Source organism: Streptomyces sp. TM32 (assembly GCF_004122755.1).
In the GTDB taxonomy this organism is placed as follows: Bacteria; Actinomycetota; Actinomycetes; order Streptomycetales; family Streptomycetaceae; genus Streptomyces; species Streptomyces sioyaensis.
Genome location: NZ_SDIG01000023.1, coordinates 31,864 through 49,904, shown reverse-complemented (window position 1 = coordinate 49,904; position 18,041 = coordinate 31,864). Strand labels below are relative to the sequence as shown.

Below are 18,041 nucleotides of genomic sequence, written 5' to 3'. Positions count from 1 at the left end.
CGTGTCCGCCGTGCCCGACGCGAAGCCGCCCGCCGCCCCGGACGGGCCGCAGGGCGGAGCCCGCGGCCGCCGCGGAACGCGCTTCGCGCCCCGCATCTGGCACAAGCTGCTGGCCCTGTGCATCGCCCTCATGGTCCCCCTCGGGGTGGCCACGTTCTCCCTGGTCGACCAGCAGAACAGCAAGATCGAATTTGCTCGGACCGAGCTGAGCGGCGTTCAGTACCTGCGTCCCTTGAGCGCGTTGGTGCAGGACGTCTCCGACCGCCGTGCGCTGCTGCACCGCGAGATCACCGGGGAGTCCGTCCCGAGGAGCCGCGTCGCGGCGGCCGACCGTGCCGTCAACGCGGACTTCGCGGCGCTCCTGCGGGTCGACCGGCGGCTGCGGGAGCCGCTGCGCACGACCGTCCCCGACCTCTCCGCCAAGGGGAAGAGCGGGCTGGCGCCCGCGGCCCTGCGCCACGACTGGGCGCGGCTGGCGTCCGCTCCGCCCGACGTCCGCGCCGACGTGCCGCGCTACACCCGGCTCATCGGGAACCTGTTGGCGCTCGGTTCCTACGTCGGCGACACCTCGAAGCTGATTCTCGACCCCGACCTCGACACGTACTACACGATGGCCGGGCTGCTGCTCCGCGAGCCGCAGATGATGAACCAGCTCTACCAGATGACGGAGCGGGGCGACGCGATACTGGCCCAGGGCAACCGGTCCACCGCCAACCGGGTACGCCTCGCCTACGACACCACGGTGCTCAACCAGAACCTCCTCCAGCTCAACAGCGATCTGAACCGGGCGTTCGGGGCCACCTCCCACACCGGGCTCCGCCCCGCGATCCAGCCCCTGCTGGCCAAGGCCACCTCATCGGTCCGCGAGGTGACCGGCACCGTGAACCGGGATTTCACGCGCAGCGGCCCGAGTACCCTCCCGCGGGCAGCCTGGTGGGCCCGGGCCACCGGCGCCGTCCGGGCGAACTCGCAGCTGTGGAAAGCCCTGTTCGACCAGGAAGACCACATGCTCAACGCCCGCCTGGACAACCTCCACGACCGCAACCTGCGGGTCCTGGCCGGCATCGCCGCGGTCCTCACCGTGATCATCGTGGTGGTCGCGCTGCTCTCCCGACGCATCACCGGCAATGTGGCGGCCGTGGTGCAGGCCGCGCGGGCGCTGGCCGCGGGCGACCTCACGCGCCGCGCGACGGTACGGAGCCGCGACGAGATCGGCGCGATGGCCACCGCCTTCAACGTCATGGCCGGCAGGCTCCAGGAGAGTTACTCCGCCGTCGAGGAGGAGGTCCGCCAGCGCACCGCGGAGCTGAACCAGAAGACCGAGTCGCTCGGCCTGCTCCAGCACGTGGCCGCCGCCGCCAACGAGGCGGACAGCTGGGAGGACGCGGTGCAGACGGTCCTGGACCTGGTGTGCCGGCACATGGGATGGCCGGTCGGCCACGTCCACCTCGTCGAGTCCACGCCCGGCTCGGGCTCGCACACCGGCCGGCCCGCTCCGGAGCCGGAGTTCACCACGTCGCCCATCCGGCACGTCGAGGAGGAGAACCTGCGGGTGCCGCTGCGCGACATCGCCGCGGCGGCCGGCCTGTACGCGCCGACGGGCCTGCCGGCCACGGTGCGCGCCACCGGCCGCCCGGCCTGGATACGGGACATCACCGCGGCGTCCACCGGGCCCCGCCCGACGTCGCCCGGCGTCGCCGAGGGTGCCGGGGTGACCGGCAGGATCGCCGTCCCGGTCGTCATCGGGAAGGACGTCGCGGCGGTCCTCGACTTCCTGACCCCGGAGGCCATGGACCCGAACGACGCCTTGCTGCGGCTGCTGCTCAACGTCAGCACCCAGCTCGGACGGGTACTGGAACGGTCCCGCGCCGCCGCCGAGCTCCAGGCCTCCAAGGAGGCGGCGGAGGTCGCCACCCAGGCGAAGAGCGCGTTCCTCGCGACCATGAGCCACGAGATCCGCACGCCGATGAACGCGGTGATCGGCATGACCGAAATCCTGCTGGACACCCCGCTCGATGCCGAGCAGACCGAATTCGCTCAGGTCATCCAGAACAGCGGTAACAGCCTGCTCACGATCATCAACGACATCCTTGACTTCTCCAAGTTCGAGGCCGGAAAACTCGATCTCCGGCTGGAGCCCCTCCAGCTTCGGCAGTGCGTGGAATCGGCCTTCGACTTCGTCACTCCGATGGCCGCGGAGAAGCCGGACCTCGACCTGGCGTACCTCATCGATCCGGAACTGCCGGAAGAAATCATCGGAGACATCGACCGGCTGCGCCAGATCCTCATCAATCTGCTCAACAACGCCGTCAAGTTCACCGAATCCGGCGAAGTCGTCCTCAAGGTCGCCCGGGCCGACGGGGAACCGGGCTCCGTCCCCCAGCCGCCGGAAACGCCTTCCCCGCCCGCTCCCGAGGGCACGGACGGCATCATCCGCCTGCACTTCTCCGTGTGCGACACCGGAATCGGCATGGCCGCGGACCGTCTGGGCCAGCTGTTCCGGCCCTTCGAGCAGCTCGACACGTCCACCACCCGGCGCTTCGGCGGGACCGGACTCGGCCTCGCCATCAGCAAGCGGCTGGCCGAGCTGATGGGCGGCACGATGTGGGTCGAGAGCGAACTGGGCGTGGGGTCGACCTTCCACTTCACGGTGGAAACCCGGGAAATCCCCGAAGCGATGCGTTCCAGCCGGGTGATCTCCCGTGTCGAGCTCCGCGGAAAACACCTGCTGGTCGTGGACGACAAATCCACGAACCGGATGATTCTCACGCGCCAGGCGAGCGCCTGGGGGATGGTGGTACGCGCCACCGGATCCCCGCGGGAGGCCCTCGAATGGGTCCGGCAGGGCGATCCGTTCGACGTCGGAATTCTGGACATGCAGATGCCGGACATGGACGGCATCACCCTCGCGGAAGAAATCCGCCGTTACCGGAGCATGGCAGAGCTGCCGTTGTACCTGCTGACGTCCGCGGGCCGCCCCATGGCGACCCAGGAGAGTCTGGCGGAGTTCTCCGGCTACCACACCAAACCCATCCGGGCGGCCGAGCTCTACACGGACCTCTGCCGCACGCTGCTCGGCGTCACGCTGCCCGTCGAACCGTCCCGCACGGCGCAGCAGCCGGAGGTGAAGGAGAGCCGCCTCGCTCCCCTGCGCATCCTGCTGGCCGAGGACAACCTGGTGAACCAGCAGCTGATCATGCGGATGATCCGGAAGATCGGTCACTCGGTGGACACCGTCGGCAACGGAGCCGAGGCGCTGGAGTCACTGGAGCACACGCACTACGACGTGGTCCTCATGGACGTGCAGATGCCGGTGCTGGACGGCTTGGACGCCTCCCGGCGGATCCACCAGACCCTGTCCGCGGCGGAACGGCCGTACATCATCGCCCTCACCGCCAATGCGATGAGCGAGGACCGCGACGCCTGCCTCGCCGCCGGGATGGACGACTACCTCAGAAAGCCCCTGCGCGGCGTCGATCTCGCCGAGGCACTCGACCGGGTGCCGCTCGGTCCCCCCGCGCGGAGTCCGACGACGACGCAGCCCGCACCGGGCCCCGAGACGGAAACGCCCGCAGCGGAGCCGGGAACGGTGCCGCCCGCGGCCGGCGCGGAGACGGCACGGCCCGAGCCGGCGGCCGACACCGAGGAGTCCGCCCTGCCCGTCCTCGACGAACCCACCTTCGCGCGCCTGATCAGCTCCTTCGGCACGGAATTCGCCGGCCGGCTCATCGACGCCTTCCTGGAGGACTCCCCCCAACTGATCGAAAGCCTTCGCCGCGGCCTCGACCAGGGGGACGCAACCGCATTCCGCAGAGCCGCCCACACGCTCAAGTCCCACGCGCACACCTTTGGACTCCCGCGTCTCGTCCGGCCGTGCCAGGACGCGGAGGACCTCGGCGCCGGCGGGGATCCCGGCGCGGCGGCACCGCTGGTGAACCGCATCGAAGCGGAGTACCGCGCCGCGAGAGACGGGCTGGTCGCCCAGAGAGCGGAGCTTGGCCATGACCGATAGCAACGCCATCACGGACGCAACCAACGTGACCCACGGAACCAGAACGAAAGGGCGCATCCTGGTCGTGGACGACGACCGCACGAACCGCATGGCGCTCACCTATCGCCTGGAAATGGCCGGGCTGGAGACCGCGACCTCCGAGGACGGGTTCCAGGCTCTGCGGATGCTGCGCGAGGGCGACTTCGATGTGGTGCTGCTCGACATCCTCATGCCGGGGATGGACGGCTACGCGACGCTCGATCTGATGAAGCACGATCAGCAGCTCAGCCGCACGCCCGTGATCATGATGTCGGCCGTGGGCGAGCTGGACAGTGTCATCCGCTGCCTCGAAATGGGCGCCGAGGACTATCTTCCGAAGCCCTTGGACCACCTCCTGCTGACCTCCAGGGTCAACAACATCCTGCTGAAGATCCGGCTGGAGCAGGTGGAAAAGGCGCTCGCCGAGCTCACCGAGGCCGTGCGGACCATGGCCGGCGGTCCCCTCCCGGCCGGGGCCCTGGACCGGGTCGCCGGGCAGACCGACCCGGTCGGCCGCCTGGCACGACAGCTTCAGCACCTCGCGGCCGTGACGTCGGAGCGGTAGGCCCACGACGCCCGGGAGCGGCCCGCCACGCTGAGTCCCCCCGCCCCGCACCCGGCGCCCCGTTTGGGGGTCGTACTAGGGGGTTCCCCTAACGACTGCCACCGGGTGCCGGGGGCACGGTAGAGGCATACGTCAGCTCCCCGACACAGCCGACGGCACGGAAAGAGGTGGGGTGGACGATGACCCGGTTCGTGGTGCGCACACCGCGCCGCTCCCGGGTGCCCCACCGGAGCCCACGTGGCCCGACTCCACCGGCCGGCCACGGTCCCGGAGAGAAGCGAGGGCAGACACATGGTCCCGGAACCGGCATCGCGCCCGGGCGCAGCCCGACGGCACACGGCGGGCACAGACCTGGCTCCGTACATCTCCCCCTGGTCCGGGCCGCACGCAAGTGCTCCCGTACGGCAGCCCTCACCCCTGCCGTTCCGGCCTCCCCCTACGGTGGACTCCGCTCCGCCGGACCGCCTCGTCATGATGACCGCCCTTCGCACCCGCTGTGTCGCCGTACGTGACGGCGTACTGCTCCCGCTGTGCCGTCTGCTGGGGCGGCAGGCGGCAACCGTCGCCGCTCGGGTCGCTCAGCTGGCCCGGTACCTGAGGAGGGCACGCGGCACAGTGGTCTCGCAGCGGCTCGAACCGCATGTACGCGCCGTGCCGCAGGCCCGGCGGATCATCCGGACCGAGCTGGCCCGATGGGGGCTGCCCGAGCATGTCGAGATCGCCGAGCTCCTGGTGAGCGAACTGGTCACCAATGCGGTCCAGCACGCCTGGGGCCCCCTCCACCTGCGGATGTCCCACTCCCCCGTTGACCGGACGCTGCGCTGCGACGTCGCCGACGGCTGCCCCGCCGCCCCGCCCGCCGACCGTCCACCCGCCCGCACCGACGAGGACCACGGCCGGGGGCTGCACCTGGTCGACCAGCTCTCGACCCGCTGGGGCGCCCGGCACACCGCCGCGGGGAAGACCGTCTGGTTCGAACTGCACACCCCCGGCAGGGCCCGTCGGCGGGGGGCCTGCGGCGGTGAATCCGACCGGTGACTGCGTGCGCCGGCCGTAGGACAGCGGACGGCCGGGACGTGTGCCGGGCCGCCCGCACTGCTGAAGTGAGGCCCCCTGCACCATTCCTGACGCTCCATCAAGAACTCCCGGCGCCGACCCCGAGCCGGCGTTCTCGATCAGGCGGCAGACCACGACCCCCTCACCGCGCCCGGCGGCCCGCCGTCGGGCGACACCTTGATCCGCACTCCTCCGGGCCAAGGGTCGAGCTCCCCTGCCGATCCCTGTTGTGAAATGCAAGAGCCGTGAGCCGTGATCTCCCCCACTTGACGTGGTGACCGAGCCTCGTTAGCGTCCCGCCTCACTCCGAGGCGGCGGAGCGATGGGCGGACGTTCCACTCTCCTTGAGGAGGGGCCAGATGACACGACGTGGGCGAAGACGGCTGAACCTGCTGGCGGTGATGAGCGCGCTGGCAGCGCTGCTGATCGCGAGCGCCGTCGCGCTGTGGCCGCGCCAGGAAGCGACGGCCGCGGGCGCGGACGGGCGGGCCGCGGCGGCCCGGCTGAAGCACTGGCCCGCTCCGGTCGCCGCGAAGCTCGGCAAGGTCATCGAAGAGCACGCCCACCAGGGCGCGTACGCGGTCTTCGACGCCGACAACACCACCTACCGGTACGACCTGGAGGAGTCCCTGCTCCCCTACTTGGAGATGACGGGGAAGCTCAAGCGCGCGACGATGGACCGCTCCTTGAAGCTCATCCCGTTCAAGGACACCGCGGACCACAAGGAAAGCCTCTACAGCTACTACAACCGGCTCTGCGAGATCGACGACCAGGTCTGCTACCCCTGGGTCGCCCAGATCTTCTCCGGCTTCACGCTGAAGCAGCTCAAGGGCTACGTCGACGGCCTGCTCGCCTACGGCAAGCCCATCCCGGCCGAGTACTACGACGGTGACCGGCTGACCAAGACCCAGGTGCAGCCGCCGCAGGTCTACCGCGGCATGCAGGAGCTGTACCACGCCCTCCAGGACCACGGCATCGACGTCTACGTCGTCAGCGCCGCCGGCGAGGAGCTGGTCCGGGACCTGCTGTCCGACCCCAAGTACGGCTACGGCGTCAAGCCGCAGCACGTCATCGGCGTCTCCATGCTGCTCAAGGACCCGGCCACCGGGAACCTCACCACCGCCCGCAAGGAGATCGCCGAGGGCCGCTACGACCCGCGCAAGCTGGCGAACGACAAGCTGACCCCGGCCCTGTGGGCCCCGCTGACCTGGTACGAGGGCAAGCCCGCCGCCATCAACACGTACATCGACCAGTGGCGCAAGCCCGTCCTGGTCGCGGGCGACACCCCGGTGAGCGACGGCCCGATGCTCTTCCACTCCACCGACGTGGAGCACGGCGGCACCCGGGTCTGGGTCAACCGCAAGGACACGTACTTCACGCAGATCCAGGACATGCAGAAGGCCAACGCGGCCCGGCAGGAGGAGCTCGGCCAGCCGGTGACGGCCGACAAGAACTGGCTCGTGGTCAAGCCGGACGAGATCCGCTGACGTACCACTGCGCGCGCGGGGCGGGCACGGACCCGTCCCGCGCCGCGTCAGGCCCCCGCGCACCCTGCGCACAGCCGGCGGCCTCGGCGAGGCCGCAACGGCAGGATTCCGGCGGTCAACCGATGAAAGCCGGTGTCGCCGCCGCGCTCGCCAGCCGTTGTGGTGTTCCGCTGCCATGGGCAGGCACGGTCCACAGGTCCGTCCCGGACTTCCCGGGCAGGGCATAGACAAGGGTGGTGTCCGTCGCCCAGACCGCCTGATCGTCCACGTTGCGGTGTTCGGCCGTTGCCGTCTCCGTCATGGTCCGCAGATCCAGCACGTACAGCCGCCAGGGCGAGTCGGCCGGCAGGCCGGGCACCCGCTTCTTGTAGGCGATCCGGGTGCCGTCCGGGGAGAGCGAGGGGCATTCGACATTGCCGTGCACAGTGGTCAGCGAGTGCGCCGCGATGTCGCCTTTCGCCAGGTAGGTCTGCCCGCGGGTGGACACCGTGGCGTAGAAGTGGCCGTCGTCGGCGAAGGTCACGCCCCAGACGTTCACATCGAGGGACCGGTACCAACTGCCGTCCACCTTCAGGTCGTACTCCTCCAGGTTGTCCTGGAGCTTCCCCGTGCGGGTGTCCAGGACGGAGGTGCGCGTGGAGAAGGCCGTGGCGCCGTAGGAGTCCCCACTGACGAAGACCGTCCATGCGACCAGGTGCCCTGACGGCGAGACCCGGGCCCGGCTGGGAACCCCTGACAGGGGGTAGCTGCGCCGCTCGTTCAGCCGCTCGTCGACGACCACCGCCCGGTAGCTTGCCCGCAGCGGCCCCGGCGCGCTCTGCAGGCAGATCCCGGTGCCGCCTGCGGCCGAGAAGCGCAGGCACTTCAGCTGCGACGTGGCGCGCTGTGCCTCCGGCCGGTCGGTCGGCACCGAGGCGAGTGCGTCGCGGTGGGAGCCGCCGGCCGTATTACGGAAGATCATGCGCCGCCCCGTGCCCGCGGGCGCGGCCAGCCATACCCGGCCGTCGGCGGCCGCCGGTGGCTGCGGACGTCCGCGGCCGCCGGCCCGTTCGACGGCATGGTGCACGGCGAAGGCGGCGACCGAACCCAACACGAGAACGGCGCCGAGGAGAAGGAGAAGGCGGCCCTTGCCGGTCATCAGGCCCTGCCTTTCTGCGGGAGTCGAGTCGGCCCTTCGCAGGGCCGGCCCTCCCGGAGGTGTCGGATGCGGGTGCGGACAGAGCGGCTGGACAACGGCATCACGTGGCACTCTCCGTCGTCACGTGGCGGTCGGTGAGGCGCAGTACGACCATCGCGGCCGCGGTGCAGACAGCGAGCCCACCCGTGGCGGCGGCCAGTGCGATGCCGGTGCCCCAGGCGGACCAGAAGGCACCGAACGCGAGTGAGCCGGTGAAGCGGGCCAGCGCCTGGCCCGTACCGACCAGGGCGAGTCCCGCACCGCGCCGGTCCGGGGGGAGGGTGTCGGCGGCGGCCGCGGCCAGCACCCCATCGGTGGCGGCGTAGAACGCCCCCTGCAACACGAGCACCGGCAGGACCCCCGGCCACCCGTCGGAGAGCGGCACCAGCAGCAGTCCGTACCCGACGAGCAGCAGGAGATGGCCCATGGCGAAGAGACGGCGTCGGCCGATCCGGTCGGCGGCCATGCCCAGTGGCATGGCGAGCACCAGGAACGCCGCGGCAGTGCCCAGCGGGAGCAACGGGAGGAGATCCGCGGGAAGACCGAGTCGGCGCTGGATCAGCAAGTACAGGAAGGAGTCGCTGATCGTGGTCAGCCCCAGCAGCGCCGCGCAGACAGTCAGGCGCCGCAGTCCACGCAATCTCAGCAGCTCCCGCGTGGCCCGCCATCCGCGCGCGGACCCGGACGGTCGGGGAGCACCGGGCACCGTCCGCCGGTGCCCGGGCACGAAGAGCAGCAGGATCAGCACGCCCAGCGCGGCAACGCACCCGCTCACCGCGAACACGGCGTCGTAGCCGTCAACCGCCAGGCGCAGCACGGCGAAAGCGGCCAAGGGTCCGAGCAGCGCCCCGGTGGTGTCCATGGCCCGGTGCACGCCGAAGGCCCGGCCCCGCTGTGCCGGCTCGGTGGCCAGGGAGATCATGGCGTCCCGGGGAGCGGTGCGCAGCCCCTTACCGGTGCGGTCCACCGCCAGCACGGCACCGATGAGCGGCCCCGTGTGGGCGAGCAGGAGCAGCGGCTTGCACAGGGCGGACAGCCCGTATCCCGCGGCGGCCACGGCCTTGTGGCGATTTCCGCCCCGGTCACCGAGGTATCCGCCGAGCAGCCGCACCAGCGCGCCGACCCCGTTGTAGATCCCGTCCAGGAAGCCGAAGCCGAGCGGCGACAGGCCGAGCCCGACCACCAGGTACAGCGGCATGACGGCGGTGACCATCTCCGACGACACATCGGTGACCAGGCTGACGGTGCCGAGGGCCAGCACGGTGCCGGGCACGGCGGACCGCCGTCCATGGACGGCGGGGGTGGGCGAGGGCGGAGAACTCCGACTGTCGGCAAGGTACAACGGCACCACCTCCTGGCGAGAGCCGTCCGTGAGGCAATCAGAGTGACGTGCGGGGACTGCTGTGTCGAGCCCCTGGAGTCAACGGACCGCCGGTTCCCGGCGCGTGGTGCGCCGCCCCGGGGATCCTGCGGCACGGCCGGTCCTGAGCAGCCTCGATCCGCCCGGTGGCCGGGCGCTGTCCGACCTGCCGTGTGGCCGCCACGCAGCGGACGTGCCCCGTTCTCGGGGCGGTTGCCGTCGCGCGGTAAAAGAGCACATAGCACCGCGAAGGGCGTTGCGCCATACGATTTCCGTCGCATCCATTGAAACAACCCGACGCCCCGCAGTAAGGTGCGGCCGACCGATAGCCAGTTCGACAGTGGCGTGTGACAGCCAGGTCGACAGTGGCGTGGTGGTGGGGGCGTCACAGGGGCGTGATCCACCTCGACGCCCCCGCACCCCATCCCCCACCTCACTACCGCCGTACGCCGGTGACAGCCGCGCGACGTGCCCCCTCACGGGCCGGCGGCATCCCCACAGGCCCCCTGGTGAGCCAACCACCCTGGGGCCACATCACCCCATCGTCATGCACGCGCCCCCATCATGAGGAGTGGAGACATGGTTGGCTCCCGAAGACGCACCCGGTTCAGACTTCTGTGTTGGTTGCTCACGCCCGTAGCGCTGCTCATCGCGTTCAACGCAGCACCCGCCTCGGCCACTGCGGACACGCTCACCCTTGACAAGACGACGTACATGCAAGGGACGACGATCAATGTCTCCTACACCACCACGGCGAACAACAACAACTGGGTGGGCATCTACAAGGCGGGTGACACGCCCGGATCGGTCAGCTCGGTCAAGTGGGCCGATGCCCAGAGTTCCTCAGGGACGCTGACCTTCGCCGTCAGCGGTGCCCCGGGCAAGTCCGAGGGGGACAGCAACAAGGCAGCCGGCACCACCCTGGTTCCAGGGGAGTATGTGGCCTACCTCCTTCAGAACGGTGGCTACACCCAACTGGCCAGCCGCCACTTCTGGGTGGGGCCCACCCTGAGCCTCGACAAGTCCAGCTACACGGCCGGGGACACCATCACCGCCACGTACAGCGTGCCGGACCAGTGGGGACTCGCGAACAACTGGATCGGCATCTACCGCGACACCGACCCCGTCGACAGCGCGCACCACGTCAAGTGGGCCTACGCACCCCACGCCTCAGGGACGGTGACCCTACCGACGAGCGGCCTGGCGGACGGGGGGTACGTGGCGTACTACCTGTACAAGGACGGATACAACACCGACCTCGCCACCGACCCCAAACTCGGCGATCTGTACAGCGTGCCGGTGCACTTCTACGTCGGTTCGCCCCCCGCTGCGGCGGGCAAGGTTCCGGCCCTCGACCACGTCTTCATGGTCATGATGGAGAACAAGGCGCCCACCGACATCTTCGGCACGAGCAACAACAAGCCCAACTGTGCCTCTCCCAACACGGCACCTGCCCCCTACCTCTCCCAGCTCGCCTGCAACAACATCTCCCTCACCAACTCACACGGCCTGATGCACCCGAGCGACCCCAACTACGTCGCGCTGGCCTCCGGCCAGCTGGGCATCCAGGGCAACAACTTCTCCTCGCTGAGCAGCGTCGGGGGCATCAACGCGAAGCACCTGGGCTCGATCACCGAGGACGCGGGCAAGACGTGGAAGGGCTACATCGAGGGCACGAACAGCAGCTGCGACCTCACCGCCAAGTCCCCGTACGACCCCGACGACCTGCCGTTCCTCTACTTCAAGGGCGTGGGGAACGACACCACGTACTGCCAGAACCACCTGAAGCCGATCTCGGACTTCTGGACGGACCTCGCGAGCACCACCACGAAAATGCCCAACTACGTGTGGTTCGTGCCCAACAGCGACAACACGATGCACAACAACTGCGGCACCCTCTCGACGTGCGTGACCGCCGGCGACACCTGGATGAAGAACAACCTGCCGAAGCTCCTCAACTCCACCGCGTTCACGAAGGAGAAGTCGCTACTGATCATCACCTGGGACGAGGACAAGAACTGGACGCCCGCCAACCCCGTTCCCACGATCCTCGTCGGGTCCCCGGGCCTGATGAAGGCGGGCGGGTCGACGTCGAACACCTACTACAACCACTACAACGTGACCCGCACGGTCGAAGACGCGCTCGGCCTGACGCCGATGACCTCGAACGACAAGAACGCCGTCCCGATCTACGACGTCTGGGCACCGTAGCCCGGCGCCGCACCACGTCCTGGTGAAGGATCCCACCTGCGGAACCGGCATCGAGCACCGTGCCCGATGCCGGTTCCGCGGGCACGTCGAACCGAACTGAGAGCCCTACCTCGCCCGGGGTGGCGCGCATGGCGCGCGGCCGGACGTGCCTCGCACCGTCGGCTCCGGCTTCGAAATGCCGAGGTGGCCCACCACGACAGCGGACGCACCGGCCGCGCAGGCCCCGATCTCCACTGATGTCGAAGTTCCACGCTGTCGCGGCGACGACGGAACAAGTACGGCATCGGAATTTCCCGGGAAAGGCGACCGTACGGATTCCGTGGCACCCGGGCCAAGCTTTGTCGGGTCTTTACCGCCGGGGCATTCATCAATCGTGACAGATGCAGCCTCGGGCGCCGAAGGGCAGCTCTTCGAGGGGTGTGGCGGCAGGACCAAACCCCTTGACAGTCAAGCGAGTTGACCTCCAGTTTCTGGGACTGCAGCACACCGGCGCGGCGGATGCCATACTCCTGGACGGCCTGCAATCCGCGCTGGTCCTGGTCATGGGCGTCATCTTCATCAAGGAAGCGGTCACCCGCCGCAGCGTGGCAGGTGTTCTCGTCGCCACCGTCGGCGCCGCGTTGCTGACCGGTGCGCATTTCACCCTCAGCGGCAGCATCGGTGACGCCCTGGTGCTCCTGGGAGCCCTGGGGGCGTCGGCGTCGGTGATCGTGGTCAGCCGTCTCGCCGCGGAGGCGTCGGCACTGGAACTCACCGCCTGCCAATTCGGATTCGGGTTCCTCTTCACGATTCCCGTCATGGCCTCGTATGGGGCGCCGGCTCCGAGAAGGTTCCCGACACCACGCAACTGCCGCATATCGTGGCCGCGATGGCGATCGGACTGGTCGGTTTCACGCTGGGCTACCTCGCCTACAACTACGCGGTGTCCCACGTGCCCGTCGGCGTGGCCGGCATGGCCCTCAACCTGATACCGCTCTTCGGTGTCGTGGTCGCCGTGCTGTGGCTCGGCGGCGGCTACACGTCGCGCACCGGTGGGCGATCCCGGGCCGCGCCGCCGCGGGCGCGTCGGCCGACGCCGGACCAGCACCTGCTCCAAGGCCTGCCGGCAGCGCTCCCACGCGACGGGCAAGGCCGCCACAGCCGGGCGGCTGCCGGGTCGGCGACCGTGGAATGGCGCAGCGCTTCGCCGTCTACGAGAGCTTCGGCGACCGTATGCCCGTCGATGATCACGACTATCAGGTGGAAGCCGCTGCCCGACCGACCGGAGCGGCCGCGCTGGCCCTGCCTTCCGGCCCCGCGGAGCGACCATCGCTGCCCTCCAGCGGCCCGTTGCAGCCGGGCAGCCGCTCAGGTCGGGCAGCCCAACCTCTCGCCGGAAGTGCTCAGGTCGTTGAAGGACTGCGGGTGGCCGGCTGGGTATGCCTGCCCCACGAGCCCCGCTTGGCGATCACCAGAACTCTTGCCCCCGTATGCACTGATGGCGACCTCAAGGGCGCAAATTTACCCTCCCATTGCTCTCTCTTGAAAGTCGCCTGATGAGCTGTCATGGATGCGATCGGGGGGATCAGCATGGCGATTGAGCTGCCTGAGCAGGTGGTGTCGTTCCTTCAGTTCATCGGGGTGAACTGGCCGAACATCAACGAGGACAAGGTCCGCGAATTCGGATCTCACGTACGGGATTTCGCGCAGAAGGTGGATGACACCCACAAGGATTCCACTGCCACGGTCAAGCAGTTGGAGGACGTGTATCAGGGCGCGTCGTACGAGGCGCTGCTGGCCAAATGGGGCCAGATGTCCGACAGTCACATGACGGAGCTGGTCAACGCCTGTCACACGGTGGCCGACGCTCTGGATATCGCGGCGGACACGATCGTGGCAATGAAGCTGGAGGCGATCGCCGAACTGACGGTGCTGGCGATCACTTTCGTGGCCGACCAGGCCGCCGCGGTCGCCACCCTCGGCATCGCGGAGGCGGCCGAGGCGCTGGTCGTCGAGGCTGCCGAAAAGCTCATGGATTACCTGGTACAGCAGCTGGAGCAGTACATCATCGGCCAGGTCATCGAGGCGGCCGTCAATCCCCTTGTCGAGACGGTCGGCAAGGCGGTGGGCGGCCTGGTCTTCCAGGCCGCCGAGACAGCCCTCGGGGTCACCGCCGGCGGGGGCGGCGGCCGTGCGGCGGAAAGCTTCTCCATCCACCCGGAGGCGCTGCACGCTCGCGCGGAGAAGCTGCACGGGCATGCGCGGACGATCGCGTCGCATGCCGCCGAGTTCGAGACGAAGGCCGCGGGGGTGAGCTTCGAATGAGCAATCCGATCGTCAAGGCACTGGAGCACGGCGCGGCGAAGCTGGCTCAGACACTGGGAAAGGATGCGGGCAAGGCAGTCCAGGACCTGTACCACGGGACGGGCACACGGCTGAAGAAGGTCGCCACCAACCACGCCGAGAACGACGCCAAGCACGCCTCGGAACTCGACAAACTCCTCAAGGGCCATACGAAAGACCCCAAGGCACCCCACCACAGCCCTGGCACCTCTCTCAAGTCCGCCGGAAACAAGCGGGGCAAGGGGCCCGGTCGTGAGCAGACCGACAACAGCCATCCCAACAGCCACACACGGCCGTCCGACACGGTCAACTCCGGGAAGAGCGACCCCGTGGACATGGCCAGCGGCAAGATGTTCCTGCCTCAGCGGGATATCGCGCTGGAAGGAATCCTGCCCCTGGACTTCACCCGCCGTGTGGAGTCGGGCTATCGGGCCGGCCATTGGTTCGGGCCCTCGTGGTCGTCGACGGCCGACCAGCGCCTGGAGATCGACGACCAGGGAATCATCTTCGTCGCCGAAGACGGTCTTCTCCTCTCTTACCCGCTCCCCGAAGCGGGCGAGGAGGTATTGCCCGTCCACGGGCCGCAATGGCCCCTGACGCTGACCGAGCAGGGTGACTGGGCTCTGCACCGGCCCGACACCGGCCATACACGGTATTTCCTCCCGGCTGCACACGATGCCGGACTGGCACTGCTGGACGAAATCAGCGACCGCAACGGCAACCGGATCACATTCGACTACGACGACCGGACAGGAGCACCGGCCGCCATTCGCCACGGAGCCGGCCATCGCCTCCTCCTCACCACGGAGGACGACCGGATCACCGCCCTCCACCTCGCAGGGGCGGCACCCGATGGCGGCGACCAGCTGATCAGGCGGTACCACTACACCGATGGTCACCTCTCCACCGTCACCAACGCCGGCGGGGAGCCGCTGAGCTTCGGTTACGACGCCCGGGGCCGCGTCACATCGTGGACGGACAGCAACCATCGCCGTTACGAGTACCACTACGACGATCAGGACCGCTGCACCGCCGAAGGCGGCGAGGACGGGCACGTCAGCCTTCGCTTCACCTACAGTGCCGCCGATCTCGTCACCGGGCTGCGCGTCACCACCGCCACCGACGCCGACGGGAACACCACCCGCTACACGGTGAACGATCGGCTACAGATCGTCGCCGAGACGGATCCGCTCGGCAACACGATCCGCACCGAACACGACCGTCATCACCGGATCACGGCAGTCACAGACGCCCTCGGCCGGCGGACCACGTTCGACCATGACGAGCACGGGCGAACGACAGCCATACACCGCCCGGATGGCACACAGACCACCGTTGCCTACTCCGACCTGCACCTACCCGTCGAGGTCACAGCGCCGGATGGCGCGGTGTGGCGGCAGGAGTACGACTCACGCGGTAACCGGACCGCTGTCGTGGATCCCACCGGCGCCACCACGCGGTACACCTACGACAGTCGTGGCCACCTCACCTCGGTCACCGACGCGCTGGGCCAGGTCACTCAACTGTCATCCGACGAAGCGGGCCGGGTGCTCAGCACCGTTGATCCGGCCGGCGCTCGGACAGGCTGTCAACGCGACCCCTTTGGGCGCGTCATCACCATCACCGACCCCCTGGGCGCCACCACGCGGCTGGCATGGACGGCAGACGGCAGGCTGACGGCACGTATCCACCCGGACGCGTCCGAGGAGAACTGGACGTATGACGGCGAGGGCAACTGCACGAGCTACACGGATCAGGCCGGGAACACCACTCACTACGAGTGGACCCACTTCGACGTCCTGGCCGCCCGCATCACTCCTGACGGAGCCCGCTACACGTACACCCACGACGCACACCTGCGGCTGACCGAAGTCACCGACCCCCGCGGGCTGCGCTGGACGTATGACTACGACCCGGCCGGACGCCTCGTCGAGGAGACCGACTTCGACGGCCGCACCCTGCAGTACACCCACGACGCCGCCGGCCGGCTCGTCTCACGCTCCAACGGCCTGGGGCAGATCACGCGTTACGAGCGTGACGCCCTCGGCAGGATCGCGCTGAAGCACACCGAGGACGATGCCGTCGAGTTCCTCTACGATCCGGCCGGTCACCTACTGAGGGCCGCTGGCCGGGAATCGACGGTGACCTACGAGCGTGACCAGCTCGGCCGGGTCCTGGCGGAGGAATGCGACGGTCGCACCGTCTCCTCCGCCTACGACGTCCTGGGGCGCCGCATTCGACGCACTACCCCCTCCGGAGCCGTCAGCACGTGGACGTATGACGCCGTCGGCAACCGCACCGCGATGTCCGCCTCCGGGCATGCGTTCACTTTCGACTTCGATCACGCGGGCCAAGAGACGGCTCGGCACTTCGGGGACGCGATCACGCTCACCCAAGGTTGGGACCCGCGGGGCCGCATCGCCACGCAGACGCTCACGGGACGCGGTCGGCAGCTCCAGGCGCGTACGTACGCCTATCGACCCGATGACCATCTCACCGCTGTCACCGACCAGTTGAACGGGAGCCGGGCCTACGAGCTGGACGCGGGTGGGCGGGTCATCGCCGTAAAGGCGCATGGGTGGTCGGAGCAGTATGCCTACGACGAGGCGGGTAACCAGACCGAGGGGCAGTGGCCTGACCGACACCCGGGCAATGACGCGCGGGGGGAACGGACCTATGACCACAACAGGCTGATCACGGCCGGGCGCGTCCGCTACTCCTATGACGCCCAGGGCCGCGTCACCACCCGCATCAAGAACCGGCTGTCACGCAAGCCGGATGTCTGGTCCTACGAGTGGGACGCCCAGGACCGGCTCACTTCTGTGGTCACTCCCGACGGCACTCGTTGGCGCTACCGCTACGACCCGCTGGGTCGCCGGACGGCCAAGGAGCGGCTGGGCGTCGACGGCTGCACCGTTCGCCAGCGAACGGATTTCACCTGGGACGGTTCCACCCTCGTCGAAGAAACCCAGCAGGTGGCCGGCCGCCCCGATACCTTCACTCTGACCTGGGATTACGACGGCCAGGGCCCGATAGCGCAGAGCGAACACAAGTCGCCGGCCGGCGCCGCGCCCCAAGAGGAGATCGATCGGCGCTTCTACGCCATCGTCACCGACCTGGTCGGCGCGCCGCGGGAACTCGTCGACGAGACGGGCGACATCGCCTGGCGCGCCAGGTCCACCCTCTGGGGCACCACCACGTGGCGCAACGAGGACACCGCATACACACCGATCCGGTTCCCCGGCCAGTACTTCGACGCAGAAACCCAGCTCCACTACAACCTGCACCGTTATTACGACCCGGAGACCGCGCGTTACACCACGCCGGATCCCCTGGGCCTTGCACCGGCCCCCAACCCCGCCACCTACGTACACAATCCGCACACCTGGGCGGACCCCCTCGGCCTCTCCCCCGACTACATCACCGTCTACCGGAAACAAACCGATCACCCTGGAAGCCAGCGGATCAAGATCGGCCCGAACGGCGAGGTCACCCTCCAGGGGAAGCAGTCCCTCTACGTGAACATGAGCAACGACATCAAGCACACCACGGAATATCGGGGTGGGCAATCAAGGCCCGACGAGATCGTCGCCTTCGATATGCCCAAGTCCTATCTTGAAAAAGTGCGCGAAACCGCCGTTCCGCAAGGCGCCCCGGACGATTGGGAGGGCACCAAGCAAGATTGGAAGAAGTACAAGAGTGACAAGCCAGAGATATCAGACCCGACCAAAGGGCCCGATCTGTATGGAATTCCGGCCAAGCTGCTCGACGAATTTATGGGGGAAATCAAACCCAACTCTGGTAGGATGATCAAGACTATGTAATGGGAGTGT

At 68.7% G+C, this 18,041-nt stretch carries 10 protein-coding genes and 1 pseudogene; 9 read left to right on the top strand and 2 right to left on the bottom strand.

All coding sequences use genetic code 11. The features are described 5' to 3' along the window. The first annotated feature begins 1 nt into the window (after position 1). From EST92_RS08455 to EST92_RS08440, 4 genes are all read left to right on the top strand, one after another. Positions 2 to 4,012: a response regulator gene (locus EST92_RS08455; RefSeq protein WP_129280314.1), complete on the top strand. Its 4,011-nt coding sequence runs from the start codon at positions 2 to 4 to the stop codon at positions 4,010 to 4,012. Continuing rightward, complete coding sequence (locus tag EST92_RS08450; RefSeq protein ID WP_129280313.1) at positions 4,002 to 4,595, top strand: response regulator; 594 nt, start codon at positions 4,002 to 4,004, stop codon at positions 4,593 to 4,595. Before EST92_RS08455 ends, EST92_RS08450 begins: the two co-directional genes overlap by 11 nt. Before the next feature lie 471 nt (positions 4,596 to 5,066). Beyond that, a complete protein-coding gene (locus EST92_RS08445) occupies positions 5,067 to 5,633 on the top strand; it encodes an ATP-binding protein (protein WP_161981719.1) in 567 nt (188 codons plus the stop codon). A gap of 377 nt (positions 5,634 to 6,010) precedes the next feature. Beyond that, positions 6,011 to 7,138 carry a haloacid dehalogenase-like hydrolase gene (locus EST92_RS08440; protein ID WP_254068645.1) on the top strand — a complete coding sequence of 376 codons (1,128 nt, stop codon included), beginning with the start codon at positions 6,011 to 6,013 and terminating at the stop codon, positions 7,136 to 7,138. A 115-nt stretch (positions 7,139 to 7,253) separates the two neighbouring features. Here the strand turns inward: EST92_RS08440 and EST92_RS08435 are convergent, their stop codons facing one another. Together EST92_RS08435 and EST92_RS08430 are read right to left on the bottom strand one after the other, a co-directional pair. Next, positions 7,254 to 8,276: a TolB-like translocation protein gene (locus tag EST92_RS08435; RefSeq protein WP_129280311.1), complete on the bottom strand. Its 1,023-nt coding sequence runs from the start codon at positions 8,274 to 8,276 to the stop codon at positions 7,254 to 7,256. A gap of 100 nt (positions 8,277 to 8,376) precedes the next feature. Continuing rightward, positions 8,377 to 9,657, bottom strand: coding sequence for an MFS transporter (locus EST92_RS08430; RefSeq protein WP_129280327.1), 1,281 nt, complete (start codon positions 9,655 to 9,657; stop codon positions 8,377 to 8,379). A 642-nt stretch (positions 9,658 to 10,299) separates the two neighbouring features. Between EST92_RS08430 and EST92_RS08425 the strand changes: the two genes are divergently transcribed. The 5 genes and pseudogenes from EST92_RS08425 to EST92_RS08405 all read left to right on the top strand — a co-directional run bounded on the left by EST92_RS08425 (position 10,300) and on the right by EST92_RS08405 (position 18,032). Beyond that, positions 10,300 to 11,886, top strand: coding sequence for an alkaline phosphatase family protein (locus EST92_RS08425; RefSeq protein WP_161981718.1), 1,587 nt, complete (start codon positions 10,300 to 10,302; stop codon positions 11,884 to 11,886). A 440-nt stretch (positions 11,887 to 12,326) separates the two neighbouring features. Beyond that, complete coding sequence (locus tag EST92_RS08420; protein ID WP_161981717.1) at positions 12,327 to 12,854, top strand: DMT family transporter; 528 nt, start codon at positions 12,327 to 12,329, stop codon at positions 12,852 to 12,854. A gap of 154 nt (positions 12,855 to 13,008) precedes the next feature. Beyond that, a pseudogene (locus EST92_RS32040) lies at positions 13,009 to 13,308 on the top strand (UDP-N-acetylglucosamine 1-carboxyvinyltransferase); the annotation flags it as partial. Between the two features lie 123 nt (positions 13,309 to 13,431). Beyond that, a complete protein-coding gene (locus tag EST92_RS08410; RefSeq protein WP_254068643.1) occupies positions 13,432 to 14,190 on the top strand; it encodes a WXG100 family type VII secretion target in 759 nt (252 codons plus the stop codon). Beyond that, entirely contained in the window at positions 14,187 to 18,032 is a 3,846-nt protein-coding gene (locus EST92_RS08405; RefSeq protein ID WP_129280307.1) for an RHS repeat-associated core domain-containing protein, read from the top strand. The genes EST92_RS08410 and EST92_RS08405 overlap by 4 nt, the downstream gene beginning before the upstream one ends. The last annotated feature ends 9 nt before the right edge of the window (positions 18,033 to 18,041 follow it).